The organism is Brevibacillus sp. TJ4, from assembly GCF_044627595.2.
Classification (GTDB): domain Bacteria; phylum Bacillota; class Bacilli; order Brevibacillales; family Brevibacillaceae; genus Brevibacillus.
In genome coordinates this window covers 2,351,982-2,378,742 of record NZ_CP185865.1, presented here as the reverse complement: position 1 = coordinate 2,378,742, position 26,761 = coordinate 2,351,982, and the positions used below count along the sequence as shown (strand labels likewise).

The window sequence follows — 26,761 nt, the reverse complement described above, 5'->3', positions numbered from 1 at the left end:
TGAACAGTCACGGGGAAGACTTTCCGAAATAATTTTGATATATTTGTTAGATATTACGATTTATGAATACAAGGAGGAGCAGACAGTGAAAATGCGCGTTTCCGCGGTGCAGTATCATCTGCATACGATCAAGAGCTTTGAAGAATTTGCACACCAAGTCGAACACTACGTCAAGAACGCAGCCGAGTACGACACCGAGTTTCTGCTCTTTCCCGAGCTGTTTACGACACAGTTGATGTCGATTGGCGACGAAGAGGGAAATGCGCTGCCGATCACGGCATTGCCTTCGTTTACGGAGCAGTACACCAGCTTGTTCAGCTCCCTTGCCGCTACGTACAACATGTACCTGATTGGCGGGACCCACATCATCAGTGAAAACGGCAAGCTGTACAACACGGCTTTCCTCTTCTATCCCGATGGCCGCATCGGGCAGCAGAAGAAAATTCACATCACGCCGTGGGAAGTCAAAGGCTGGAACATGGGAGCCGGCGACTCGCTGCAAATTTTCGAGACGGACAAAGGCAAAGTGGCGATGATTATTTGCTACGACATCGAATTCCCCGAGTGGGTGCGCATCGCCAAGGCGCGCGGCGCAGACGTCATCTTTTGCCCGTCCTGCACGGATGACCGCCACGCTTTCCACCGCGTGCGCTACACCAGCCATGCGCGGACGATCGAAAACCAGGTATACGTCGTCCTGACAGGGACAGTCGGTTCCTTGCCGACCGTAGACTTCATGCGCGCCAATTTCGGACAGGCGGCAATCCTTACGCCCAACGACATTCCCTTCCCTCCACGAGGCGTACTGGCGGAAGGGGAGATCAACAGCGACATGCTGGTCACGGCTGATCTGGACCTGCAGCTTCTCTACGACGTGCGGGCACAAGGCTCCGTCACGACCTGGCGCGACCGCCGCACCGATCTCTATCCCGACTGGAAGTAAATCGCGAGAAAAGGGGGAGACTCATGTATCGCAAAGAGCAGTACGTTTTTTCAGGCGACCAGCCCCGTCACGCCGTCATCCGCAACTACACGGAAGCAGATTTTGACGAGCTGATCCAGATTCAGGCAGAGAGCTTTCCCCCGCCTTTTCCTTCTGAATTGTGGTGGAATCGCGAACAGTTGATGAATCACGTCACGCTTTTCCCGGAAGGAGCAATTTGTGTAGAGGTGGAAGGGGTGCTGGCAGGCTCAATGACCGCGTTGCTGGTGCATTTCGATCCTGAGCACCCTGACCACAGGTGGGAGGATGTGACGGACAACGGCTACATTCGCAACCACGATCCCAAGGGGGAGACGCTCTACATCGTCGACATCTGCATCCGCCCCGGCTACCGCAAGCTGGGACTGGGACAGTGCATGATGCAGGCGATGTACGAACTGGTGGTGCAGCGCGGCTTGACCCGTCTGCTCGGAGGCGGACGAATGCCCGGCTACAGCCGCTTTGCGGACAAGTTGAGCCCGGAGCAATACGTCGAGCGTGTCGTCAGCGGTGAAGTAAAAGACCCTGTCATTACCTTTCTGCTGCGCTGCGGCCGGGTGCCGGTAAAAGTCGTAGCCGATTATTTGGAGGACGAGGAATCACACAATCACGCTGTGCTGATGGAATGGAAAAATCCGTTCACGAGCTAGTCTCGCACAGGCAACATAAATAATAAAAATGGACCGGAGGAATGTTCGCGATGGAATACATACGCATTCAAAGTATCGACAACCCGCTGTTTGCCAAAATGCACAAGCTGATGCAGGAAGTGTTTCCGCCCGAAGAGGTGCTGGAGTACAGCCTGTGGAAAGAACCGCTGGAAGATCCGGGCATCCGCGTCTTCGTCGCTGTCCATGATGGCGAAGTCGTCGGGGCCACCGAATACCGCTACTACACCGACCTGAACGTAGCGATGACCGACTTTACGATTATCGGACGCGAAGGGCTGGGCATCGGTCGTTTTCTGGCCAAAGAGCGGGAGAAAGACTTGCTCGCCCTGGCAAAAGAAAACGGCAAGGAGCTGTACGGGATGTTCGCGGAAATCTACGACCCGTATCGCGTAGATGACCATTCTTTCGGCTCCGTCAAGCCGATGGACCCGTTCGTGCGTCGCGAGGTGCTCTCCCATTTGGGCTACAAGCGCATCAACATGGCGTACGTCCATCCGTCCTGGCAAAACGACGGGGAGGCGGTAACGGGGCTTGACTTGTGCTTCATGCCGACAGATGAAAACCAGACGACGCTGGAAGCGAGCCTGGTCGAAACCTTCCTCAAGCGTTACTACGCCGTGCTCCCGCAAAAGCCGCAGGCGTGGCTTGACATGGTAGCAGCGCTTGCGACCAAAGAAAAACTGGACCTTTTGCCGCTGTAATTGTCATAGCCAGCAGCCGGATGAAAACTCCTGTGAAGCATGTACGACCGCTTTACAGGAGTTTTGTCGTCTGGTCGAGAAAACATTTCCTGAATGAATGCGGTCTGAACAAGGAGGGGACTCGTGAAAGGGCAAAATCTTGCAGTCATTTTGATGTACGTGGCGGTTCTCCTGCATTTGCTGACGATGAGCGGCTGGCTCAATCAGGCTGCGCATCAGCCGTTCCAGCTGGGGATTCTCGCATGTCTGCTGCTGGCGTTGTTTGCGCTGCGCAAGAGAAAGCGAAAGCGGAAGCGGCGGTCGCGCACGCCTTCCGCGCAGGTACAGGCACTCGTCGATCACGCCCAGGAAAGAGAAGCCAAGAGCCATGACTAACTTTGGCTTCTTTTTCATAAATGTTGGTAGAGGAAAGAGGATTTTCCGGAAAACCCGCGAAGATTCTTTTTTAGGACTAATTTGACAGAATATTGGGATGATTGCGTCTCCAATCTTTTTCCTGGTCGCGGAAGACGGTCCGACCTTCGCAGCATTCTTGATTACTGATACCGGAAAGTGGGGGAACACATGTGAATACGAATCCGATCATACGGGTAGAGGATGTTTCGTTTTCCTATCAGGTAAACCAGGATCAGCACATTCCTGTGTTGCAAAACGTCTCGCTCGAGGTGCATCAGGGCGAGTATTTGGCGATCATCGGGCACAATGGCTCCGGCAAGTCTACCCTGTCCAAGCATTTGAACGGCATCCTCACGCCAAAGACGGGGGATGTCATCGTAAACGGCATCAATACGCGTGACAAGGCGCGCATCCACGAGGTGCGAAGCAGTGTCGGGATGGTTTTCCAGCACCCGGACAACCAACTGGTCGCGACGATCGTCGAGGATGACGTGGCGTTTGGGCTGGAAAATATCGGCGTCGCTCCCGAACAGATGAAGGAGCGCATCGATACGGCGCTGGAAGCTGTCGGGATGAGCGCGTTTCGCCACCGTCCCCCGCATCACTTGTCTGGCGGGCAAAAGCAGCGCGTCGCAATCGCCGGCATCCTCGCCATGCATCCGCAATGCCTGGTGCTGGACGAAGCGACGAGCATGCTGGACACGTATGGGCGTCGGGAAATTCTCGCCGTGGTCCGCGAACTGCATAAGGCGGGGATGACGATCGTTACCGTCACCCACCACATGTCGGAGGTGGCACAGGCGGATCGCGTGCTCGTCATGGAAGCGGGCAAAATCGTGCTGGAAGGCTCGCCGCGCGAAGTGTTTGCGCAAAAAGAACGACTGCATGAGCTGCATCTCGATGTGCCGGACGCAAGCCGCATTTCTGCGCTTGTGCATGAACAGTTCCCTGCCTTTTCGTCCACGCTGATCGAAAACGACGAGGTAGTCAGCGAAGTGAACAGGCTGTGCTCGAGACGAGTGGAGGTGAGCGGAACATGACAGAGCCGATTGTCATTGTGGAGAAGCTGTCTCATGTGTATATGGAAGGCACTCCGCTGGCCCATCAGGCTTTATTTGACGTCAGCATGCAGGTAGCAAAAGGCGAGTGCGTCGCCATCATCGGGCATACCGGTTCCGGGAAATCGACGCTGATTCAGCATCTGAACGGTCTTTATCGCCCCCAGTCGGGAACGGTCATCGTCAACGGTCTGGACGTATCCGACCCGAAAGTGGACATCAAGTCGTTGCGGCGGCAGGTAGGCATCGTCTTTCAAAATCCGGAAGACCAGATTTTTGAAAAATGGATCGGCGATGATGTGGCATACGGTCCGTTCAAGATGGGACTGCCGCTGGAGGAAGTGCGCGAGCGTGTCGCCTGGGCGATGGAGATGGTCGGTCTGTCGTTTGAGGAGATGAAGGATCGTCCCACGTTCGCTCTTAGCGGCGGTCAAAAGCGCAAAGTCGCGCTGGCCGGTATTCTTGCCCTCAAGCCTCAGGTGCTGATTCTGGATGAACCTACCGCCGGACTTGACCCGCGTTCGCGGCAGGAGCTGCTGCAGCGCATCCGTCATTTGAATACCGAGGAAAAGCTGACCGTGATTTTCGTCTCCCACAACATGGAGGAAGTGGCCAGGCTCGCCGACCGCGTCTTCGTCATGGCGAACGGGCGGATCGCCTGCGAGGGGACACCGCGAGACATTTTTGGCAACCAGGAGATCTTGCGCGAGCATCACATCGGGACACCGGAAGCGGTGGACATCCTGTACAAGCTGCACGAGCAAGGGTACTCGGTGAATTTATCTTCCTTTTTGCCGGATGAGGCGGCTGGGGAAATCCTGAAGCTGGTCAAGCGATAGGAGGGAAAAGGAATGTCAGCAGAATTTGAGTTGTCCCGCAATATTACGATCGGTCAATATTTGCCTACCGGCTCCGTCATTCATCGGATGGACCCGCGCTTTAAGCTGGCGGCGTTTGTCATTTTGATCCTGGCGATTGCGATTTGCAGTACGTATGTAGGCAATCTCTTTGCGCTGGCTGTTTGCATCGCCATGTTTCGCATCTCGCACATCCCGCTGCATTACGGACTGTCGGGAATCAAACCGGCGATTCCGTTCATCATTATCCTCGCCATCCTGCAGCTTCTGTTCTACGGCGAGGTGGCGTCAGGTGGCAGCGTCTATTTGGAATGGGGCTTTATCAAGATCACCAGCGAGAGCGTCCGGCTTGTACTCGTGTCCGCGATGCGCTTCGTGGAAGTGATTTTTTTGTCCAGCGTCTTGACGCTGAGCACGTCGACGACAGAGCTGACACATGGCATGGAGAGGTTGCTCGGACCGCTGCAAAAGATCAAGTTTCCCGTACACGCCTTTGCCCTGATCATCACGATCGCGATCCGCTTCGTGCCGACCTTCGCCATGGAGATGGAAAAAATGATGAAAGCGCAAGCCTCGCGCGGCGCAGAATTCGGTACGGGTGAGTGGTGGCGGATCGTGCGGCGGACGAAGGATATGCTGCCAATCATCATTCCGCTGTTCAACGTCGCACTGTCACGAGCCGAGGACCTGATTTTGGCGATGGAGGCGAGATGCTACACGCCGGGCTCTTCGCGCACCCGCTATACGCATTACAAGGCTGCGGGTCTGGACTATACAGCGCTGTTTGCCAGCATCGTTCTCGCAGCGGGAATACTGGCGATTCCCTGGTAGGCTGTGGGCAAAGGAATTCTCCCTTTTTGGGGATGTTCCACATAAATACGAGGCATGAGGAGGAATTTGCATGGAAAAAGGCTTGACGGTACGAAGGATCGTAATCGCCGGTGTGCTGGGGGCGATTGCCATCCTGCTTGGGGTCACCCGACTTGGCTACATTCCGGTTCCGACAGCGGCGGGCAACGCGACGATCATGCACATCCCGGCAGTAATCGGCGGAATCATGGAAGGCTGGGGCGTGGGGATGATCATTGGTCTTATTTTTGGCGTTTCTTCCTTTTTAAATGCGACAGTGCCGCTGTTTAAGGACCCTCTCGTCGCCATTTTGCCCCGCCTGTTCATCGGGGTGACCGCGTATTTCACCTACGTGGGGCTAAGAAGAGTGAACGAATACCTCGCCATCGGCGTCGCCGGCTTCGTCGGTGCGATGACCAATACGATTCTCGTGTTGGGGATGGCGGTCATTCGCGGGTACATGGCGTTTGGCGTCGCTGTGACGACTGCGCTCGTCAGCGGCCTGCCGGAAGCGATCGTCTCGGTCATCGTCACGCTCGCTGTCGTGACGGCCTGGAAGAAGCTGAGCGGCTCCGGCAACCAAAAATCAAAATTGTCAGGAAGGTTGTAACACATGACAGGAACGATTACCGATGTACCTGGCGTGCGAGTCGGGCACGCCGAAGACAAGGAAGCGTTGACAGGCTGCAGCGTCGTCGTTTTGGACCAGCCGGCTGTCTGCGGCGTGGATGTCCGGGGTTCTGCCCCGGGCACCCGCGAAACCGATTTGCTTCATCCGCTGAACACGGTACAGGAGGTCCACGCGGTTTGTCTGACGGGGGGCAGCGCTTACGGATTGGATGCTGCATCCGGAGTGATGCAATGGCTGGAGGAACAAGGAAAAGGACTGCAGGTCGGTCCCTGGATCGTCCCGATTGTGCCAACTGCGGTCTTGTTTGATTTGCCAATCGGTGACAGTCATGTGCGTCCTGACCGAAAGATGGGGTACCAAGCCTGCCTGAATGCGACGAATGAAGCGGTCGCACAGGGAAATGCAGGAGCCGGTACAGGGGCGACTGTCGGCAAAATTGCCGGGTTTTCCCAGGCGATGAAAGGCGGGCTCGGCTCATCCTCGCGCCGTCTGCCGAACGGTCTGGTGATCGGCGCGATGGTTGCGGTCAATGCCGTCGGGCACGTGCTCGACCCGCAGACCAATGAGATTTTGGCGGGTCCGCGTGATGAGAGCGGGAACATTGTCGACAGCGTCGACTTGCTGATTCGGCAAATGGAATCGCCTCCGCCTCCAGGAGCCAATACGACGATCGCAGTGGTCGCCAGCAATGCCAAACTGGGCAAATCGGAAGCGAACAAGGTAGCGCAAATGGCACATAACGGACTGGCGCGAACGATTCGTCCGATCCATACGACGATGGACGGCGATACGATTTTTGCTCTCGGAACAGGAGAGGTGGAAGCATCTGTCGACCTGGTCGGGACACTCGCTGCCGACGTCCTGGCAGAAGCAGTCGTGCAGGCAGTCAAACAGGCTACTGGCGCTGGCGGATTGCCAGCCTGGCGCGACCTTGCCTGATAGCTTCGAGAAGCACAGCATGGCAGTTATGTCCGTCGGATAGCAACGAAAGGAGTGGATTGCATTGCATCAGGTTACTTCGTTTGTCGATGAACGTGAAGTCGTCCGTTTGACGCAACAGCTCGTACAGATCCCCAGTGTATACCGCCCCGGTCAGCCGGACGGGAATGAGGAACGCGTCGCCCAGTTCGTCGCCGATTATTTGCGTCAGATCGGGCTCAAGGTGTTTGTGGAGGAAGTCGTGCCGGGCCGCCCCAATGTGATCGCCTTTTACGATTCCGGCCGTCCGGGCAAAACCCTTTTGTTTGAAGCCCATACCGACGTGGTGACCGAAGGCGATCGCGACAAGTGGAGCTACGATCCTTTCGCGGCGACAATAGACGGAGGCCGCATTTACGGACGAGGCTCCTGCGACACCAAAGGGAATTTGGCCGCCGCGATTTGTGCGGTACAGGCGATTATGCGCTCAGGCCAGTCGTTTGCCGGAAAAATCCTGCTTTGCATCCCGTGTGACGAAGAGGGCATGATGATCGGAATCAAAGATTTTATCCGCAGAGGCTGGGCCAAAGGCGTCGATGCGGCGATCATTTGCGAGCCTGAGGAAAATCAACTGTGCATCACGCAAAAAGGGGCGATGCGGGCGATCCTGCGCACGTACGGAAAAATGGCGCATGGCGCGATGCCGTTGACCGGGATCAACCCGAATACGCGGATGGCCCGTGCGATTGTCGCTTTGGAAGAGCTCGAACGCAAAGAGATGGAGCGTCTGGGCAATCACCCGATGCTCGGCTTTCCGAGCATTACGCCGACAATTCTCCAGGCACCGGTAAAAGGAGAGCCGCAGATCAACGTCGTGCCCGACCAGTGCATGACGACACTCGATATTCGCACCGTTCCCGGTCAGGAGCACGCGATCCTGCACGCGGAAATGACGGCAATCCTCGATGCGCTGGGCAAGGAAGACGAGCACTTCAAGGCGGTGCTGGAAGTGATCGAGGAGAGACCCTGGACGCTGACGTCGATGGAAGAGGAGGTCGTACAGGCGACAGCCAGCGCGTACCGGGAACTCACTGGAAAAGACCCGGTGTACAACGGCGTTCCCGGGGCGACCGACGGCACCTTCTTGCATCAGGCGGGTATCCCCATCCTGACGACTGGCGCAGGAGACCGGCATATTCCCCACCACGCCGACGAATATGTGGAGATCGGGCAGTTGGTGGAGACGACCCAGTTGTTCGCCCTGTCCGCCTTGACCTTCCTCACGCAGCCTGCCAGCGTGAAGTAGCGCTGCATGCCCTGTCACGTATCCGTCGGCAGGGCTATTTTTTCGGGAAAACTTGATTACTCCTTCGACTATTTTTTACAATGAACAGGTACGCATAGATGAGGGGGAAATGACAATGGAAATGCGCTGGAACCTCGATGTCCTGTATCCGTCCCTGGACTCACCGGAGCTCAAGCAGGATCTGGGCGAGATGGGAAGACAGATCGGGGAGTTTCAGGTCTGGACGAGAGAGCAGTTGACCAGTACAGAAGATGCGGTCAGCAAGATGGAGCAGTACATAACCAAATTGACGGAAATTTTGAAAAAACAATACCGGATTTACGCCTTTGCCGAGTTGACAGCCAGTGTCGATGCCCGTAATGAAAAGGCATTGCAGTTAGCCGAACGGGTGCTGGAGCAATCGGTAGAGCTGGTGGAGCCAGACGTGCTGTTCATCAAATGGCTCGGCCAGCTTTCCGATCTCGATGCGCAGATCGATCAGTCCTCTCTGCTCCAGGAACACCGCTTTTACCTGAACGAAAAAGCGGAGAAGAATCGCTATTTGCTGAGCGAAAAAGAGGAAATCATCCTGGCAAAGATGAAAAACACAGGCTCCAACGCCTGGACCAAGCTGCATGAAATGATCACGTCGACTTTATTGGTGGACATCGTCATCGACGGCGAAGCGAAGCAGCTTCCTCTGCCAGTGGTGCGCAACATGGCTTTTGAAAAAGACCCCGAACTCCGCAAAAACGCATATGAAGCCGAGCTTTCCGCCTACAAGAAGATCGACGAATCGGCTGCTGCTGCCTTAAATGGAATCAAGGGCGAAGTGATTACCGAAACCAAGCTGCGCGGCTATGAATCCGCCCTGGCGAAGACGCTCGGCGACTCGCGGATGGACCGGGAGACGCTGGATGCGATGCTCCAAGCGATGCGCGAAAGCCTGCCTTCCTTCCATCGGTACTATCGCAAAAAAGGGGAGCTTTTGGGACACGTAAGCGGCCTTCCGTTTTACGACATGTTCGCTCCGGTCGGGGAGGCGGACATGCGCTACAGCTATAAGGAAGCGCGGGATTTTATCGTCAAGCATTTTGCCAGCTTCAGCGAAAAGCTGTCCAACTACGCTGCGAAGGCGTTTGACAACCAGTGGATTGACGCTGAAATTCGCGATGGCAAGCGCGGCGGGGCATTCTGCTACAACCTGCCGTTCCTCAAAGAGAGCCGGATCATGGCCAACTTCAGCGGCAGCTACTACGACGTCAGCACTTTGGCGCATGAACTCGGACACGGGTACCACGGGGAATGTCTGGGCGAGGAAGCGTTCCTGAACACGGATTACCCGATGCCGATAGCCGAGACCGCGTCCATTCTATGCGAATCGATCGTCGCCAAAGCGGCATTGAAAGAGGCGACACCTGAACAGGCATTCGCGATTCTGGAAAACGATATTTCCGGTGCGGGCCAGGTGATCGTCGACATCTACAGCCGCTTCCTGTTCGAATCAGAACTGTTCCGCAGACGGGAAGAGGGGTCGCTGTCCGTCAAGGAATTGAACGAAATCATGCTGCAAGCGCAAAAAGACGCGTACGGTGACGGGTTGGACCACTCGGCACTGCATCATTACATGTGGGTCTGCAAGCCGCATTATTACAGCGCATTGTACAACTTCTACAATTTCCCTTACGCCTTCGGGCTGCTGTTTGCCAAAGGGCTGTACGCCGAGTACCTCAAGCGCGGTGATGACTTCGTCGCCCAGTACGATCAACTGCTGGCCGTGACTGGCAAGAAGAGCGTCGCAGACGTTGCGGCGATCATGGGGGTGGATGTGCGTTCCGTAGATTTTTGGCGCAACTCCCTCGGTTTGATCGAAAAAGACATCGAAACATTCCTGGAGCTTGCCGACCAGCGTGGATCGCAAGTCTAGGCTGCATGACGCCCGTCAGCGATACAATGCTGATCGGGCGTTTTTATTTCCGCATAGCACAGGATCAGATAGGGGAGTATAAGAAAAAACACGCGAGAGGATGGTTACGGGTGAACGGGTTGCAATTGATGGATAAAATCAAGGAGACGGAAAATAAAATGATGCATCTACATAAAGCCATCGACAAGATCAGTAACGAGCCGGAATTTACGGAATCGGTCAGCGTGTTAAACCTCGTCGTCAAGGATTACCAGCAGCAATTGGAAAAGATGAAGGAAGTGCTGGAGAAGATGAACGTCTCCTTTGGGCAGCAGCATCAACATCATCAACAACAACAGGATCGTCAGACACAGGAATTGCAATAGGCATATTGCGCATCGCATGACAAAAACCGCCTGCATATCGGGGGTGTCCCGGGGCACAGGCGGTTTTTGTACCAATCTGGCTATTGAATATAGCGCTTTACGCCGTAGAACGGGTACAGCTTGTCCAAATAGGAAATTCGTCCGTAGTCCACTTTTTCTCCCGTGGCGTGCACGACGAGGTCATTCCCCAAATAAATGGCTACGTGAGAGACTTGCCCTTTTCCCATCGTATCGTAGAACAGCAGGTCGCCTGGACGTGCTTCTTCGCGGGAAACGGCTATGCCTCCGCGGAACTGATCCGCTGATGTGCGGGGCAGTGTAACCCCCATTTGCGCAAATACGTAACTAGTAAAGCCGCTGCAGTCAAATCCCGCCGGGGTCGTACCGCCAATCACATATCGCGTGTTGAGAAGCGGAGCGAAGATTTGCTCCAGTTCTGTTTCTGTCACGCTTCCTCCCGTATTGGCAGATGCGGGTACGGCGATCAGGAACTCGGTTGCGACATACGCTTCTTGCTCACCATATTTGATTTTGCTCCACTCGCCGCCGAAGTCTTGTACGGTGACGATATTGCCGTAGTACAGCTTTCCGACGATGTCTGACTCCAGCGAGGCAGCAGAACGGACGTTCAGAACGTCGGCATTCACTTTGGCCCTGGTGATTTCTGTCGCTTCTTCCGCATCAGCAGAGGAGCTGGCGGCGATTACCTGCGGGGCAGGTGCGTTCGCTGCAGGCGGGGCTGTCGTGACAGGGGTACTCGAATCCGGCAATGTCAAGGTCTGTCCGATCGAAAGCCGATCAGAAGTAAGCTGGTTGGCAGTCATAATATCAGCTACGGTCGTCTGGTGCTCCCGTGCGATCTTGCTCAACGTATCCCCGGCGTCTACCACATAGACAGAGGAGGCATGCGCTGCTGTAGGTAGCAGAGTGAAAAGAGCAAGGAGGGTCGCGATTTGTGATGTTTGTCTGATCATTTTACTCCACCATTCTACGAATTTCTGCAAATCTCGTTTTCATTTTAGCGGAAATTGCCAGACAAATCTATGAGTAAATGGAACTGAAAAAAGTTGAAAAAAACTATTGCTTAACACTATCAACTCATGCTATATTACAGAAGTCGCCAGTTGAGAAACCGATTTCTCGGCGCACAAATCAAGCTTGGAGCTGTGGTGAAGTTGGAGTTCACGCCGGTCTGTCACACCGGAGGTCGCGGGTTCGAGTCCCGTCAGCTCCGCCATTTCTATCATTCTCATTGCGATGATAGAGTTGGTAGAAACAGAAGAGTTTCATACATGCCGGTGTAGCTCAATTGGTAGAGCACCTGACTTGTAATCAGGGGGTTGTGGGTTCGATTCCTATCGCCGGCACCATGTATATGCGGTCGTGGCGGAATTGGCAGACGCGCTAGATTCAGGTTCTAGTGGTGGCAACACCGTGGAGGTTCAAGTCCTCTCGACCGCACCAACATAACAACGAACGAGCTCGTATATCTGCCCGAGTGGCAGCTTGCGAGTCTTTTTTTATTTTCACACGGATTTGCAATGCACGATCATTTTTTCGTACGCCTTCCCAGTGAACAACCAACGGTGTAAACGAGTCGGCACGATGAGAATGGAATCGAGTGCGGATAGTGGATCAGGTATCTCTTGCAAAAAGGAGCCGGTTCGTTTATTGTGGATATTGAAGGTCCATATTAGTAACTTTTTTGGAAAGGAGGAGAGGACATGCAGTTCTCTAAAAGTACAGATTACGCTCTGCACGCGTTGCTTCACTTAGCGAACTCGCAAAGCGGACACAACGTCGGAATCAGGGAATTGGCTGCGACACTTGGCGTTTCGGAAAGCTACTTGTCCAAAATCATGTCCAAGCTGCGCCAGGATGGCATCGTGCGTGCCGTGCCAGGGGTAAAGGGCGGGTACGAGCTTGCGCGTGCGGCAGCAGACATTACATTTCTCGATGTGATTCAAGTGATCGAAGGAAGACAGCAGTTGTTCGAATGCTCCAATGTAAATTCGCAGCAGCATCAGTTGCTTGTAAAAGAGGGAACTGCACAGACCGATCAGGAGTGTACGGGGAAGTGCGAATGTCTGGTGGAGAAGGTCATGCAAGGTGCGGAGCAGCATCTGCACCACTATTTGCGGCAACACACCATCCAGTCTGTACTGGATGAGGCGTTCCAACGCAGGATTCATGTTGGGCACAGGAAGTGATGCACTTCTTGTACATTAATTATGGATATTTCAGATCCATGGAGGTGTAATTGAAAATGACAAAACAAATGCAAACGCTCGATGTGGCGGTCATCGGCGGAGGTCCGGCTGGATTGAACGCCGCTCTCATGCTGGGACGGGCGAGGAAGCGCGTCGCGGTGATCGATGAAGGCCGCCCGCGCAACGCTGTAACACGCGAGACGCACGGTTTTCTGACGCGGGACGGAGTCAGTCCGAGCGAATTCCGACGTATCGCCAAAGAAGAAATCAGCGCCTATCCTTCGGTATCGTTTGTGGCGGATACGGTCGTGTCGATTGCGGGCGTAGACGGAGATTTTCAAATTGGAACGGCACAGGGGACCACCTTTGCCAGCAAAAAGCTGCTGTTTGCTGTCGGCATGAAGGATCGGCCGCTTGGCATTCCCGGGTTGATGGAGGTGTACGGGAAAAGCGCTTTTGTTTGTCCGTACTGCGATGGCTGGGAGCTGCGAGACGAGCCGCTCGTCGTCATCAACAGAGGAGCCGAGCTGATGCACTTCGCTCCGCTGCTTTCCGGGTGGACGGACCGCTTTGCGATTTGCACGAATGGACCAGATGAGCTGACAGATGCGCAGCGCGAGGAGCTCAAGCAACATCAAGTGCCCGTGTTCGAGTCAAAAATTCGCTCGATTGACTCGACCGACGGGATCGTGCGGCAAGTCGTTTTGGAGGACGGGACAACGATTCCGTGCCGGGGGATTTTTTTCAAACCGGAGTTGGTCACGGGTTCGGATTTGCCGCAATCCATCGGCTGCCACATCTCTGATACGGGAATGGTCGTGGTCGATGATTTTGGCAAAACGAATGTACCGGGTGTCTACAGTGCCGGAGACGCAGCCTCACGATTGTACCAAGCGATTGCCGCCGCAGCCAATGGAGCATTTGTCGCTGCAGCGATAAACAATGAACTGAATATGGAAGCGTGGCGTCATAACAGCTAATATCGACAATGGCAAATACCGCGAAAACCCCCAAGCCGACTGTGCTTGGGGGATATTTTTTGACAAATTGCTTTTTCGATGCCTAGTACCCGCCGTGCCCCGGGTATCCGCCGCCATCATGTGGATACGGGTACTGCCCCGGACCGTGGGGATACAACTGCTGGTCATACGCCTGTGCCCGGTACAACTGTTCGTAATAAGGTTCGGAGTGATACTCGTAGTGCTCGTATACCGGCTGATCCTTCGTTTCGGCCCAGCCTGGATGGCGGGCGCAGTCGTTCGGCGGTCCGATGAATACCGTTTCCGTAATCGGTGCCAGTGTCTCCCGTACCTGTCTTTCGTCGAGACAGTACGTATGGGCCCAAACTTCGGGCGGTGTCAGCCGCAGGAGGTCGGAGCCGCCGATGAATTCGGGGATCGGGGCGTCAAAAATCGCCAGCAAATGAGTGTTGTCCACCGTCGCTACTTCGTAATGCCACCAGCCCTGCGGCACGTTTGCGACTTGCCCTGGTCCGATGGGAAAATGGAGCAGCTCTTTTGTGAACGGATTGAGCAAAGAGACGACCGCCGCACCGGAGATACAATACACCAATTCAGATGCGTTCTGATGGTAGTGTGGCTCGATGACATTGGACGTGCTGAGGAAAATATCCAGGAGCGACACGTTTCCCAGCGTGTTTAGCTGTTGAATGGAAAGTACGTTGATATAGTTGCGGGCATCTTTGCGAAAAAACAGGTTTTCGTTTACATTGCTTGAAAATTGGACGTTTGGCGCGGTGTAGTCCATATACGAAATGGCCATGCTTCTCTTCCTTTCTGGTCATGTAGGCGTTTGTTCCGTGAGATACCATATTCCGCCCTGACAGCAATTGTCAGCCTATTTTGTCATTCCCGAACAGTTCGCTGCACACGCACACCAACGATGCAGCTTACACGATCGACGTACTTCCTGTACAATGGAGACCATATGAGAGGAAAGGATGTATGCAGGGATGATCGTCGAAATTTTTCAGGACACGGTATGTCCATGGTGCCGGATCGGCAAAAAACATCTGTTTGACGCCATTTCCCAATGGACTGGCGAAGAGATTCACGTTCGCTACCGCAGCTACCAGCTCAATGCGCAAGTACCGGTCGAGGGGATGCCTTTCCGCACCTATATGGGTTCGCTCAAAGGAGGGCCGCAGGTTGTCGAGCAAATGCTGGAGCAGGTGACGCGTGCGGGCGAAGCGGCGGGGCTTGCGTTTCATTTTGACAAGGTTGAGAAAATGCCTAATACGCTGCTCTCCCACCAGTTGATCAAAAGTGCCCCCGAAGAGCTTCAGGGCAAGATCGTGGACGCGATCTACAAAGCCTATTTTGAAGAGGGGCGCGATATTGGAGAGCGTGACGTGTTGCTTGCCATCGCCAAAGAGGCTGGTCTCGATGATGAGCTGGCTAGCGAAGCGCTGCAGGCAGGCCGCCATCGTGATGACATTCAGGCGGACATCTCCTTTGCCCAGGCGAATCAAATTACCGGGGTTCCCTTTTTTGTCCTGGACGGCAAGCTGGGGTTATCCGGCGCACACCCGGTCGAGAATTTCCTCAAGGCGTTTCGCCAAGTGACAGAGCAATCTTCTTGACATGTGAATGTGGGGCTGCCCTCAGTCTGTACGGACTGGACGGGCGGCCTTTTTGCGATAGAGAAAAGCAGCCGCCATTGCTTTTTCACAGTTTCTGGAAATGCAACCCTGTTTTCGGCAGACGGATTCGGTCTATACTGTGGAAAGGAGGTGTCATCATGTACGTATTGGTCTCAAAGGGTGAAGGAGAGCAGACTGCCGTATTTGTCATGGGTGAATGTTTGAAAAAGGATACCGAGGGCTGCTTTCTTTTGCCCGGCAGGCTCATCGCGGCGCTGCGATCGGATGATTTGCCGGTCGGAATCCGCTTCTCCCTCGATGGACTGCTTCCGTCCGGGTACGGGCTGTATCGCGAGGACCGGGTCGTGTTTTCGCGAAAGGACGAAGCCAACACCTTGTGGGTTGAAGTTACCTCTACGTATCATGGGGCGGAATGGGACGGTCTGTTTCCGCTTGACGCTACTCTCCAGGCGCGACGGCAAATCCTTGAGGAGAAGCCATCTTTTACGGGAATCAGGTACGATATTGCGGAAGATGTCTCCACGATCCGCTACGCCTTTGCCAGCCGCGCGACATGCGATCTCGAACAAGCGGTGGAGGCGATTTGCGACACTGTTTTTGAAGTCGAAGCGCGCGGCAACATGCGGCTGTGGAACGGCGACAACCGGCATGACGAGGCCTGGCACGGCGGGATGTGGCGGGAAGAGTCGTAACGGCTTGTTGCAGAAACGAATCGCCATGCTATAGTAGAAAAGAATACAGACCCTATCAGGAACCCGCCATAAAAGGAGAGGACAAACATGACGACAATCAACAACATTTACTGCGTCGGCCGCAATTATCGCCTGCATGCAGAGGAACTGGGAAATGACGTGCCGACCTCGCCGATGATTTTTGGCAAACCGACGCACGCTCTCGTAGAAACCGCTGGCCAGGAGATTGCTTTGCCAGGGAACAAGGGAGAGGTGCATTACGAGGCTGAGCTCGTCCTACATATTGCGCGTCAGTACGAAGCGGGCGTTACCCTCGAGCAAATGGTCGACAAAATCGCACTGGGCATCGACTGGACGCTGCGCGATGTACAGAGCGAACTAAAGAAAAAAGGACACCCGTGGCTTTTGGCAAAAGGGTTCAAGAATTCAGCTGTCATCACGCCCTTCCACTCCTTCCCGGGAACAGATGTATTGGAAGAGACCTACTTTACCTTGCTGAAAAACGGCGAACCGGCCCAACGCGGCACGATTCGCGACGTGATCTTCGACATGATGACGATCATCTCGTTCATTTCAGAAAATTTCGGCTTGCAAGCGGGAGATGTGATCTACACAGGGACACCGGCCGGGGTAGGACCTGTGCAGGATAACGATCGCTTCGATTTGTTGTTCGGCGATGAAAAATGGGGGTCGTGCACAGCTCGTTTGGGCTAAACGCACACCCGAACCCTTACAAAAAAGCCCAGCTTCTGACACAATCATGCAGAAGCTGGGCTTTTTTTCATGTGTACACAAAAGATAGGTCCAACTTTTTTCGCCTGGTCCGATTGAACTACATCCTCTCAACGGCCGATCATTCAGGCAGTTTTTACTCTAGGTCATTATTACCAAATACAGAATTGGTAAATTTTAAGGTCTTATCCTCCCGTTTCCTGATGCGGTAACCTGTCCATGAACCCAACAGAGGGCTCCACAACATGACCAAGGAGGAAAAGAAAGTGACGAAACGAGATTGGGTACTGAAATCTACAGTAGCAGTCATGCTGAGTACGTCCCTAGTTATGGGTGGTCAAATTGGACAAGCGGCCGCTAGTACACAAGCAACAGAGGCAGCGAAGATAGTCGAGAGTCTGGTCGGGAAGGATTACAAATTCCAGGCGAATGGGCCTAACGCATTCGGATCTGCCAATTTAGCGACATACGCCTACAAACAGGTAGGGATCAAGATTGACGATACCATTTCCGAACTGTACAAAACAGGTCAAAGTGTAAGCAAAAACAATCTGCAAGCAGGAGATTTGTTGTTCTTCTCTTCGACAGGAAAAGGTAGCCCCAGCTTCATGGGTGTCTACATAGGGAGTGGGAAGTTTGTCTATTCCTCCCAGGGAGAATCGGAAGTCGTACTCAAAAAACTGTCCGACTTTGAAAAGAAACTCCTGGGGGCGAAACGGATTGTCGCCGAGGCGCCAGCCGCTGGAGTTAACCAGCAAGCTGCGAACATCGCTGTGAGCTTGCTCGGCAAGCCGTACAAGTTCCAGGCGGACGGACCTAATTCCTTCGGTTCCGCCAATTTGGCCACATATGTCTACAAGCAGGTAGGGATTTCGATTGACAAAACCATTTCCGCGCTCTACAAAACGGGTGATTCCGTGAGCAAGAGCAAATTGCAGGCAGGAGATCTGGTGTTCTTCTCCTCCAACGGAAAAGGCAGTCCTACCTTTATGGGGATCTTTATCGGAAACGGTGAATTTGTCTATTCCTCCCAAGGGGAAGGCAAAGTCGTGAAAAAGAAATTTGCCGACTTTGAGAACAAGTTTTTGGGTGCTCGCCACATCTCCAAAAGCTCTTCCAGCCCGGACAAGAACCAGACAGACGACTCCAAGCCTTCGACTGCCTTGGCTGACAAAATCATCAAAATCGGCGAATCGTACATGGGTACGCCGTACAAGTATGGCTCCAGCAAAGATACGACCAAAACCTTTGACTGCTCCTCGTTCACGCAACGGGTATTTAAAGAAGCAGGAATCACGTTGCCGCGCGATTCCCGCCAGCAATCGACCGTTGGGAAATCCGTTTCCAAGAGCAATCTGCAAAAAGGCGATCTGATCTTTATGAAGGCGAGCGTCAACACTTCGAACACGCGGATCACGCACGTTGCGATTTACGCGGGGAATGGGAAAATCCTCCATACTTACGGCAGCCCAGGGGTCACCTACTCCAAGTACGACAACACAAACTGGGAAAAAAGAACGGTTGCCATCAAGCGCGTATTCTAAGCAACCAACCTCAAAGATCGAGGCTCTCATGTGGGGACATGAGAGTCTTTTTTTCTGTAGGTGAAGTTTGTCCTATACTATATGACACATAACTAGGCAAAAGGTTTCACCTGATCGCTATGCCAATTGTTTCATGCGGGAAGCGGCTCAGACAGTACGGTAACAGCGCAAAAGAGGATATACCGGAAACGACGACGAATATATATGGACGAGAGAGTGTAGATTTGCTGGGGGTGTGAAAAGATGGAATTGCAAATTCCGGAGTATTATAACTTTGCCGCTCAGGTAGACGAGTGGGCAATTCAACATCCAGACAAGCGAGCTGTCTGGGAAGTGGATGAGTCGGGAGCGGAACAAATCCTCAGCTACGATCAACTGCGCCGCTTCTCCAACAGAATCGCCAACGGATTGCAGGACATCGGGATTCAACAGTCCGATAAAGTGTTGGTGCTGGTAACGCGTGGAACACTCGCTTATGCAGTGTATCTTGCCTTGTTAAAAGTAGGAGCAGTCATCATGCCGGGGTCGGAAATGCTGCGTCAGAAGGATATTGAGTACCGCGTCGAGCACGCCCAGGCAGCGGCAGTCATCGCCTTCGACGGCGTGGCGGAGGAAGTGGAGCCGCTGAAGGGGAAATTCAGCCATCTGCGTCACTTCATTACGGTCGGGGATGCACGGGAAGGATGGATCACGCTTTCATCCCTGCTGGACGGTCAGTCTGACGAGTTCACCTGTGCGAAGACCCGTTCCGATGAGCTTGCCTTTCTTTCCTATACGTCCGGCACGACAGGCGGACCAAAAGGGGTTATGCACGTACATGGCTGGCCGCTCGCGCATATGGCTGTGGCAGCCAAGCAATGGCTGGATGTGCGAGATCAGGACGTCGTCTGGGCGACGGCAGGTCCGGGCTGGGCCAAATGGATTTGGAGCCCGTTTGTCTCGACACTCGGGATGGGGGCGACAGCGTTTGTGTATAAAGGAAGGTTTGTCCCTGAAACTTACCTGAGTATTCTGCAAAAATACCCGATTTCCGTGGTGTGTATGACGCCGACCGAATACCGCCTGATAGCCAAGGTCAACGACCTGGAGCAGTATCAGCTTCCGGCATTGCGTTCTGCATGTTCGGCGGGCGAGCCGCTTAATCGGGAAGTGATCGATACGTTCCGCCGCGTCTTCAACCTGACCGTGCGCGACGGATACGGACAGACGGAAAATACGCTGCTCGTCGGCACGTTTGTCGGGATGGAGCCGAAGCCGGGTTCGATGGGCAAGCCGTCTCCTGTGGTACGCATGGCGATCGTCGACGAAGACGGCAAAGAAGTGCCGGTCGGGGTAGTGGGTGACATCGCACTCGACCGCAACATGATCGCTTTGTTCACCGGCTATCTGAATGATCCCGAGCGTACCGCTAAGGCGTTCCGCGGGGAATGGTACGTCACAGGCGACCAGGGACGGATGGACGAGGACGGCTATTGCTGGTTCGAAGGGCGCTCCGACGACATCATTATCTCGGGCGGCTATACGATCGGGCCATTTGAGGTGGAGGACGCGCTGGTGAAGCATCCGGCGGTGGCGGAGTGTGCAGCCGTCGCCAGCCCTGATCCTGAACGCGGCAATGTGGTCAAAGCGTTCGTCATTTTGAAAAAGGGAGAGACCCCTTCGGACGATCTGGTAGCCGAGCTGCAAAACCACGTCAAACAGTTGACGGCACCGTATAAGTATCCGCGAAAAATTGAATTCGTCGACGAGCTTCCCAAGACGACGTCGGGGAAAATCCGCCGAATCGAGCTGCGACAGCGGGAAAAACAGCAAGTACAATAGAAGAAAACGATCCCGAATAATAGAAAAAAGTCTTTGTACGCCGGTAGCTGCCGGGTACAAAGACTTTTTTTGTGCAGACGCATCCGCGCAAGAAAGGCGATCCTCGACGCCAAAAGGCTTGGTTCGAGAACCGTTCTTGATCTAGGTCGTACGGTTGACAGCTTTGCTGAGCGCGTCTTCGAGTACATGGGCGTACTGCATCGTCGTTTCGATCTTGGAATGGCCGAGCTGTGCCTGCAGTTGGTGAGGGTCGGGATTGAGCCGCAAAAACTGGGTGGCGAAGCTGTGCCGCAGCTTGTGGACCGACAAATCGGGGATGCCAAATGCACTGGCGTACTTTTTCACCAGCTTTTGCACCGACCGCACCTCAATCCGATGCCCCTCCGGCTTCCCTGGGGCGTTGGCGAGAAAGACTGCCTCCTCGTGCGGGGTGGGGTTGTACTTGTCGCGCACTTGCAAATAGCGAATCAGGTACTCCTTGCCCCAGTCGCTGAAAAAAGGAGCGTCTTCCACACGTCCTTTTCGCACCAGTCGCAATTGATTTTTCTCCAGAGCCAAATCGCGCAGGTTTAAGCTGACGATTTCCGAGACGCGAAACCCGCCGGACAGGATCAGAGCGACCAGAGCCGTGTCGCGCTCTCGGTTGTGCATGTGGTACTGCTGTTTTTTCGGCGTATCGCAGTGAGACAGGTAGCCGTGGTAAATAAATTCGACGAACTGGTAGATTTCTTCATCGATGAGAATTTTCGCGCGGATGGCATGGGCTCGGGCCAGCGGAGTCAGCTCGGTGTTGTCCATCTCGATTTTGGCCAGCACGTTGCGGGACAAGTACGGGTTGCCGTTTTCGTCCTCGGCCAGAGCGGACAAATAGTGAAACAGCGACTTGAGACTGGAAATTTTGCGGCTGATCGTCCGGTCGCTGTATTCCTTGCGCGAGCTGCGCGTCGGTTTTGTCAAAAGCGCCGAGCGTTCGTACAGATGCGATTCTTGCAGGTAGAGGATGTAGCTCTCCATCGTCTCTTTTTTCAGACCATTCAAATCGGCGAGCGAAATGTCCTTCATCTCGCCGGCAGATGTGAGTCCTTCCGCCATCATCCAGCGAAACAGGAATGAAATGTCGCGCAAATAGCCAAGCAAGGTCGAGGGGGAGTGTTTTTTCGCCTTTTTATGCTCGATGTACTGTTCCACATACCAGGGAAATGCCTGTATCATCTGCAAAAGCTGCAATGCGTCACGTTGTTTACTGACAGACATGGTCGATGCACTCCAATCTCATTCGTATACGAACATATATTCTACCAGATTCCGCCATGTTTGTGAAATCGAGAAGCAGTGGAGCAGTCCGCTGCTCGTGGACATCATGCACATTTTCCATGAAAAATTTGTGCTGGATATGTCTTTCTCATATGGACATTTCAATAATCAGGTGTTACTATATCTGTAAAATACCCTTGAAAACAAAGGATTTTCAGGCAAATACAATGTACATACCAGGCGCACATTTGTTTTTTCTGGGATGACTTCCGAGTCTTTTTGTGGCGCCGGGCAAGGGTAGTTGAATTCAGGAGGGATCTATCATGTCGAGTAAAACATTGAATCGCTTTTTGCAAGAAAATGTGGCTGAGCTGAAAAGCAAAGGGCTGTACAACGTGATTGATCCGTTGCAAAGCGCAAACGGGCCGATGATTACGATTGCGGGCAAACAACTGATCAATCTCTCCTCCAACAACTACCTGGGGCTGGCTACCGATCCGCGGCTGATCGAGGCTGCAACGGCGGCAGCGAAAAAATACGGGGTAGGAGCAGGGGCCGTGCGGACGATCAACGGTACGCTGGAGCTGCACGTGCAACTGGAGGAAAAAATTGCCGCCTTCAAGCAGACGGAAGCGGCGATTGCCTACCAGTCCGGTTTCAACTGCAACATGGCGGCGATCTCGGCGGTCATGGACAAGGAAGACGCGATTCTCTCCGATGAACTGAACCACGCCTCGATCATTGACGGCTGCCGACTGTCCCGTGCGCAAATCATCCGCTTCCGCCACTCTGACATGGACGACCTGCGCCAGCAAGCGAAGCAGGCAAAAGAATCGGGGAAATACAAAAAGCTGATGGTCATTACAGACGGCGTCTTCTCGATGGACGGCGACATCGCCAAACTGCCGGAAATCGTGGAGATCGCAGAAGAGTTTGACCTGATCACATACGTCGACGATGCCCACGGCTCCGGGGTTTTGGGGAAAGGAGCAGGTACCGTCAAGCACTTCGGCCTGTCTGACAAGGTAGATTTCCAGATCGGCACGCTTTCCAAGGCGATCGGGGTAGTAGGCGGCTATGTAGCGGGCAAGCAGGAGCTGATCGACTGGCTGAAAGTACGCAGCCGTCCGTTCCTGTTCTCGACTGCGCTGACTCCTGCCGATGTGGCTGCCTCCATTGCCGCCATCGACATCCTGGAGCAAAGCACCGAGCTGCACGACAGACTGTGGGACAACGGCAACTACCTGAAAAACGGGCTGAAGCAGCTCGGCTTTGACATCGGAGAGAGCGAGACGCCGATCACGCCTTGCATCATTGGCGACGAGCAAAAAACGCAGGAATTCAGCAGACGCCTGTACGAAGAAGGAGTATACGCGAAAGCGATCGTGTTCCCGACGGTCGCCAAAGGAACCGGACGTGTCCGCAACATGCCAACAGCCGCACACTCGAAGGAGATGCTGGACCGCGCGTTGTCGATCTACGAAAAAGTCGGAAAAGAAATGGGGATTCTGCGATGAAAAACATCCTTGTCACAGGAGCACTCGGACAAATCGGATCAGAGCTGGTCATGTGCCTGCGCGACGTATACGGCAGCGACCAGGTGATCGCCACGGACATTCGCCACGTAGAAGACCATCCGATCGTCCAGTCTGGCCCCTACGAGGTTTTGGATGTGACCGACGCACATCGCATGCATGAACTCGCCAAAAAGTACCAGGTCGATACGATCATGCATCTGGCTGCACTCCTGTCAGCTACCGCAGAGGCAAAACCGCTGCTTGCCTGGAATCTGAACATGGGTGGACTGGTCAATGCGCTGGAAGTGGCGCGGGAGCTGGAATGTCAGTTCTTTACCCCCAGCTCGATCGGAGCCTTTGGTCCCTCTACCCCGAAAAAACAAACCGGGCAGGAGACGATCCAGCGTCCGACGACGATGTACGGTGTCAACAAGGTGGCGGGCGAACTGCTATGCGATTACTACTTCCATAAATTCGGAGTGGATACGCGTGGCGTGCGCTTCCCTGGCCTGATTTCCTATGTGGCTCCTCCAGGCGGCGGAACGACCGATTACGCTGTCGATATTTACTACCAGGCAATTCAGCAGCGCGCCTACACGTGCTACATCGCCGAAGGAACGTACATGGATATGATGTACATGCCGGATGCGCTGAAGGCGATTATCGATCTGATGGAAGCTGATCCGTCCCGTTTGCGGTACCGCAATGCCTACAATGTCACGGCGATGAGTTTCCAGCCGGGTGATGTCGCGGCTGCGATTCGCCAGTACATCCCCGATTTTGTGATGTCCTATCAGGTCGATCCGGTGCGCCAGGCGATTGCCGAGAGTTGGCCGGATGCTATCGATGCTACTGCCGCTCGCGAAGACTGGGGTTTTACGACCGAATACGACCTGTCCAAAATGACAGAAGACATGCTCGCCAAGCTGCGCAGCAAATTGCTGCAAAAAGTAAGCTGAAACAAGAAGGAATGACGAAGCCAACCCGTGAAGATTGTTCTGTCGGGTTGGCTTTTTTACATGTGCGGGGCATCCTGCAAAAGAGGACAATGAATTGTCGGACGCGCACAGTGCGATGTTGGTATGCTATTTGCGAAAGGGGGCGATGGGATGGGGCAGCTCGAACATCTGAACGAAGCCTTGCGCTACATCGAGGAACATCTCGAAGAGGAAATTGACTTCCAGGAAGCGGCCAGGCGGGCACTCTGCTCGGAATTTCATTTCAAGCGAATGTTTTCATTTCTCGCCGGCATTCCGCTATCCGAGTACGTCCGGCGCAGACGGCTGACGCGCGCGGTATACGATTTGAAGGAGAACAACATGCGGGTCATCGACGTCGCACTGAAATACGGCTACGATTCCGCGGACTCGTTTACCCGGGCCTTCACCAGCCTGCACGGCGTAACTCCTTCCAAGGCGAGGCAAAATGGACATCTGCTGAAGGCGTATCCCCGCATGACCTTTCAGCTTACCGTAAAAGGAGGAAACGAAATGAACTATCGCATTGTTGAAAAGGATGCGTTTGCCATCGTCGGGCTGATGAAAAGAGTCCCGATCGTCTTCCACGGGGTAAATCCCGAAATTGCAGCGATGTGGACATCATTGAACGCGGAGAGGATTGCAGAATTGAAGGCTCTCTCCAATATGGAGCCACAGGGGCTGATCAGCGCATCGACGAACTTTTCGGAAGGCAGGATGGAAGAAAAGGGGGAGCTGGATCACTACATTGGCGTGGCGACGACCAAAGCGTGCCCGGAGCACTTCGCCAAGCTCGACGTTCCCGCTTCGACATGGGCAGTGTTCGAGGCAGTCGGCCCGTTTCCTGAGACGCTGCAGGACGTATGGGGACGCATCTACGCGGAGTGGTTCCCTGCGTCCAACTACGAATCGACACCCGGACCGGAAATACTGTGGAATGAGCACAGCGATATGACATCGCCGACGTACCGCAGCGAGATTTGGATTCCCGTCATTGCCAAGGACAAGTGATCGCAAATCACAAAAAGCCTCCGTCACATTCAACGGAGGCTTTTTCCTGTATCTTCTGTGTGGCTTACAACGTCTCGCGCACTTGTTTCAGCACGATTGCGTTGTTCAGCGCTGTCCAGACATCGGAAGATTCCGAACCGACGTACCAGTAGGCCAAGCCAGCTACTTCGCGATTGTGGCTGGAAACCGCCTTCCGCCCGAGCGAGCGCGAATCCTCCAGCCAGGCTGTGTATTTCACCCCTTGTTTATTGTAGGTGGAGACGTACTGTCCCAGCGCGGCATCCCACCAGATGCTGCCTCTGTTCGCCTGTACCATTTGATAGGAGGCGGGCAGACTCAGGTCATTGGATTTCACCGCATTGCTGGCGGTGTACCATTCCCGTGTGTAAAAAGGCAGTCCGACGACCAGTTTGTTGGCAGGGATGTAGTCCAAGAGCTTTGTCACGACACCTTCCATCCAGGGCAGGGTGGCGACAGAACCTGCTTTCGGCGATCCGGACCAATGTTGGTCATATGCCATCACGACGAGGTAATCGGCGTATTCTGCCAGTTTTGCGTAGTCGAAAGGATCGCTCCAGTCAGTGCCTGTATCAGGCGGGATGTCCACCGAGACGACCGCATCATGGGCGTCCAGTGCAACCGCCAGCTCGCGGATGAATGCCGTGAAATGATCGCGATTGTTCGGTGAAAACCCTTCAAAGTCTACGTTGATGCCGTCCAGGTTGTACTTCTCTACGTATTGGGCAATCGTTTGTACCATGGCGGCGCGTTTTCCCGCGTCAGACAGGACAGCATGTGTCGTGGCGGAGTCAAACCGGTTCCCGAACAGCGGCCAGACTTCCTTGTCATTTTCATGCGCCCATTGGACGAGCGATGCGTCAGCGGAGTCGCTGACACTTCCGTCCTTGTTGATGAAGAACCAACGCGGAGACAACGTGTTGACGTTTGATTGTTTGACCTGTTCGATATATTGCGCCGTTGACAACTGGTATTGCCATCCCAGGGAGATCGGCTCGTCCGCGGTCGCTTTTTTTGCAGCGAGAACGGCGTGAATTCGCTCAAACAGGACAGCCGTCTCTTCGCGCGTCAGCGAATCCGCCGGGCGGAAGTTGCCTTGGTACCCGGTCATCCAGCCGTTTTCGATTGCCGCGCTGACGTGTGCTGCAGCCCATTTGGAAATACCGTTGCCATCCTTCAAGGAAGAGGCGGCGGATGTGGAACCGCTCGCATCAGCGAGGGCACGTACGAGAATGACAGCCGCTTCTTCACGCGAGATGACGCGCTTCGGCTGAAACAGGGATGCGCTGATGCCGTTTACCGTTCCGAGCGAGGCAGCGGCCTGGACGTCACCGTATGCCCAGGAGTTTTTCGGTACATCCGAGTATGCGACGATGCTGCTTGCGACCGGCTTCACGCCGAGCGTACGGTTGAGCATGGCGACGAATTCCTGGCGGGTTACAGCACGTTTCGGATGGAAATAGCCGTGCTCATCGCCTGCTACGATCCCGGCGTCGTACAGCGAGGCGATCTGTTCGGCAGCATAGCTGTCTTCAATATCGCGCAGCTCGTAGTCGGTGGCAGACGAGATCGGCATTCCGACGATCAGTCCGAAAGCGCAGGCCAAAATCAGTAGAATTAGCAGAGGTTTATGTAGGATATGTTTTTTCATCATACTGACAATTATAAAGAGTGGTTTGCGTCGATTCATTGGTGATTTTTTGCCAGTTTTGCTCCTTCGAT

26 protein-coding genes, 3 tRNA genes and 1 pseudogene are annotated in these 26,761 nt (G+C 54.2%); 26 read left to right on the top strand and 4 right to left on the bottom strand.

The window, feature by feature from the left end:
- Positions 1–85: 85 nt before the first annotated feature.
- From ACAF76_RS11555 to ACAF76_RS11500, 12 genes are all read left to right on the top strand, one after another.
- Positions 86–943, top strand: a complete 858-nt coding sequence (locus ACAF76_RS11555) for a carbon-nitrogen hydrolase family protein (protein ID WP_400163702.1) — start codon at positions 86–88, stop codon at positions 941–943.
- Between the two features lie 23 nt (positions 944–966).
- Entirely contained in the window at positions 967–1,632 is a 666-nt protein-coding gene (locus tag ACAF76_RS11550; protein ID WP_400163701.1) for a GNAT family N-acetyltransferase, read from the top strand.
- A 50-nt stretch (positions 1,633–1,682) separates the two neighbouring features.
- On the top strand, positions 1,683–2,354 hold the full coding sequence (locus ACAF76_RS11545; protein WP_400163700.1) for a GNAT family N-acetyltransferase: 672 nt from the start codon (positions 1,683–1,685) through the stop codon (positions 2,352–2,354).
- A 123-nt stretch (positions 2,355–2,477) separates the two neighbouring features.
- Positions 2,478–2,729: a hypothetical protein gene (locus tag ACAF76_RS11540; protein WP_400163699.1), complete on the top strand. Its 252-nt coding sequence runs from the start codon at positions 2,478–2,480 to the stop codon at positions 2,727–2,729.
- Positions 2,730–2,920: 191 nt separating this feature from the next.
- The gene (locus tag ACAF76_RS11535) at positions 2,921–3,790 is read left to right on the top strand and encodes an energy-coupling factor transporter ATPase (protein WP_400163698.1); all 870 of its coding nucleotides are present in this window, start codon (positions 2,921–2,923) and stop codon (positions 3,788–3,790) included.
- On the top strand, positions 3,787–4,647 hold the full coding sequence (locus ACAF76_RS11530) for an energy-coupling factor transporter ATPase (protein ID WP_400163697.1): 861 nt from the start codon (positions 3,787–3,789) through the stop codon (positions 4,645–4,647). Before ACAF76_RS11535 ends, ACAF76_RS11530 begins: the two co-directional genes overlap by 4 nt.
- 12 nt (positions 4,648–4,659) lie before the next feature.
- Positions 4,660–5,496 (top strand): energy-coupling factor transporter transmembrane component T family protein, encoded by an 837-nt coding sequence (locus ACAF76_RS11525; RefSeq protein WP_400163696.1) that lies wholly within the window; start codon positions 4,660–4,662, stop codon positions 5,494–5,496.
- 70 nt (positions 5,497–5,566) lie between these two features.
- Positions 5,567–6,124 carry an ECF transporter S component gene (locus ACAF76_RS11520; RefSeq protein WP_400163695.1) on the top strand — a complete coding sequence of 186 codons (558 nt, stop codon included), beginning with the start codon at positions 5,567–5,569 and terminating at the stop codon, positions 6,122–6,124.
- A 3-nt stretch (positions 6,125–6,127) separates the two neighbouring features.
- Positions 6,128–7,084, top strand: coding sequence for a P1 family peptidase (locus ACAF76_RS11515; protein ID WP_400163694.1), 957 nt, complete (start codon positions 6,128–6,130; stop codon positions 7,082–7,084).
- A gap of 64 nt (positions 7,085–7,148) precedes the next feature.
- Positions 7,149–8,369 (top strand): M20 family metallopeptidase, encoded by a 1,221-nt coding sequence (locus tag ACAF76_RS11510; protein ID WP_400163693.1) that lies wholly within the window; start codon positions 7,149–7,151, stop codon positions 8,367–8,369.
- 115 nt (positions 8,370–8,484) lie between these two features.
- Positions 8,485–10,275, top strand: a complete 1,791-nt coding sequence (locus ACAF76_RS11505) for a M3 family oligoendopeptidase (protein ID WP_400163692.1) — start codon at positions 8,485–8,487, stop codon at positions 10,273–10,275.
- 110 nt (positions 10,276–10,385) lie between these two features.
- Positions 10,386–10,640, top strand: a complete 255-nt coding sequence (locus ACAF76_RS11500; protein WP_400163691.1) for a hypothetical protein — start codon at positions 10,386–10,388, stop codon at positions 10,638–10,640.
- Positions 10,641–10,720: 80 nt separating this feature from the next.
- On the opposite strand, the gene ACAF76_RS11495 is transcribed toward ACAF76_RS11500, so the two are convergent.
- Entirely contained in the window at positions 10,721–11,614 is an 894-nt protein-coding gene (locus ACAF76_RS11495) for an NlpC/P60 family protein (protein WP_400163690.1), read from the bottom strand.
- A 186-nt stretch (positions 11,615–11,800) separates the two neighbouring features.
- Between ACAF76_RS11495 and ACAF76_RS11490 the strand changes: the two genes are divergently transcribed.
- From ACAF76_RS11490 to ACAF76_RS11470, 5 genes are all read left to right on the top strand, one after another.
- Positions 11,801–11,877: transfer RNA gene (locus ACAF76_RS11490), tRNA-Asp, on the top strand.
- A gap of 57 nt (positions 11,878–11,934) precedes the next feature.
- Positions 11,935–12,010: transfer RNA gene (locus ACAF76_RS11485), tRNA-Thr, on the top strand.
- 7 nt (positions 12,011–12,017) lie between these two features.
- Positions 12,018–12,104, top strand: a tRNA-Leu gene (locus tag ACAF76_RS11480).
- 260 nt (positions 12,105–12,364) lie between these two features.
- Positions 12,365–12,850, top strand: coding sequence for an RrF2 family transcriptional regulator (locus ACAF76_RS11475; protein WP_400163689.1), 486 nt, complete (start codon positions 12,365–12,367; stop codon positions 12,848–12,850).
- A gap of 56 nt (positions 12,851–12,906) precedes the next feature.
- Complete coding sequence (locus tag ACAF76_RS11470; protein WP_400163688.1) at positions 12,907–13,830, top strand: NAD(P)/FAD-dependent oxidoreductase; 924 nt, start codon at positions 12,907–12,909, stop codon at positions 13,828–13,830.
- An 82-nt stretch (positions 13,831–13,912) separates the two neighbouring features.
- Here the strand turns inward: ACAF76_RS11470 and ACAF76_RS11465 are convergent, their stop codons facing one another.
- The gene (locus tag ACAF76_RS11465) at positions 13,913–14,632 is read right to left on the bottom strand and encodes a cupin domain-containing protein (RefSeq protein ID WP_400163687.1); all 720 of its coding nucleotides are present in this window, start codon (positions 14,630–14,632) and stop codon (positions 13,913–13,915) included.
- Positions 14,633–14,822: 190 nt separating this feature from the next.
- On the opposite strand from ACAF76_RS11465, the gene ACAF76_RS11460 reads away from it, so the two are divergent.
- The 6 genes and pseudogenes from ACAF76_RS11460 (at position 14,823) to ACAF76_RS11435 (ending at position 20,262) form a co-directional block, all read left to right on the top strand.
- A complete protein-coding gene (locus tag ACAF76_RS11460) occupies positions 14,823–15,452 on the top strand; it encodes a DsbA family protein (RefSeq protein ID WP_400163686.1) in 630 nt (209 codons plus the stop codon).
- A 158-nt stretch (positions 15,453–15,610) separates the two neighbouring features.
- Positions 15,611–16,165, top strand: coding sequence for a hypothetical protein (locus ACAF76_RS11455; RefSeq protein WP_400163685.1), 555 nt, complete (start codon positions 15,611–15,613; stop codon positions 16,163–16,165).
- Between the two features lie 87 nt (positions 16,166–16,252).
- On the top strand, positions 16,253–16,879 hold the full coding sequence (locus ACAF76_RS11450) for a fumarylacetoacetate hydrolase family protein (RefSeq protein ID WP_400163684.1): 627 nt from the start codon (positions 16,253–16,255) through the stop codon (positions 16,877–16,879).
- A 263-nt stretch (positions 16,880–17,142) separates the two neighbouring features.
- A pseudogene (locus tag ACAF76_RS11445) lies at positions 17,143–17,571 on the top strand (C40 family peptidase); the annotation flags it as partial.
- A 45-nt stretch (positions 17,572–17,616) separates the two neighbouring features.
- Complete coding sequence (locus ACAF76_RS11440; RefSeq protein ID WP_400163955.1) at positions 17,617–18,441, top strand: C40 family peptidase; 825 nt, start codon at positions 17,617–17,619, stop codon at positions 18,439–18,441.
- Between the two features lie 243 nt (positions 18,442–18,684).
- On the top strand, positions 18,685–20,262 hold the full coding sequence (locus tag ACAF76_RS11435; RefSeq protein ID WP_400163683.1) for an acyl-CoA synthetase: 1,578 nt from the start codon (positions 18,685–18,687) through the stop codon (positions 20,260–20,262).
- 141 nt (positions 20,263–20,403) lie between these two features.
- Here ACAF76_RS11435 and xerS read toward each other — a convergent pair whose 3' ends face one another.
- A complete protein-coding gene (gene xerS / locus ACAF76_RS11430; RefSeq protein ID WP_400163682.1) occupies positions 20,404–21,516 on the bottom strand; it encodes a tyrosine recombinase XerS in 1,113 nt (370 codons plus the stop codon).
- A 323-nt stretch (positions 21,517–21,839) separates the two neighbouring features.
- Here xerS and ACAF76_RS11425 point away from each other — a divergent pair, with 323 nt between their 5' ends.
- From ACAF76_RS11425 to ACAF76_RS11415, 3 genes are all read left to right on the top strand, one after another.
- Positions 21,840–23,033, top strand: a complete 1,194-nt coding sequence (locus ACAF76_RS11425; protein ID WP_400163681.1) for a glycine C-acetyltransferase — start codon at positions 21,840–21,842, stop codon at positions 23,031–23,033.
- On the top strand, positions 23,030–23,992 hold the full coding sequence (locus ACAF76_RS11420) for an L-threonine 3-dehydrogenase (protein WP_400163680.1): 963 nt from the start codon (positions 23,030–23,032) through the stop codon (positions 23,990–23,992). Before ACAF76_RS11425 ends, ACAF76_RS11420 begins: the two co-directional genes overlap by 4 nt.
- 150 nt (positions 23,993–24,142) lie before the next feature.
- Complete coding sequence (locus tag ACAF76_RS11415; RefSeq protein ID WP_400163679.1) at positions 24,143–25,021, top strand: GyrI-like domain-containing protein; 879 nt, start codon at positions 24,143–24,145, stop codon at positions 25,019–25,021.
- 64 nt (positions 25,022–25,085) lie between these two features.
- On the opposite strand, the gene ACAF76_RS11410 is transcribed toward ACAF76_RS11415, so the two are convergent.
- Complete coding sequence (locus ACAF76_RS11410) at positions 25,086–26,615, bottom strand: S-layer homology domain-containing protein (RefSeq protein ID WP_400163678.1); 1,530 nt, start codon at positions 26,613–26,615, stop codon at positions 25,086–25,088.
- Between the last annotated feature and the right edge of the window lie 146 nt (positions 26,616–26,761).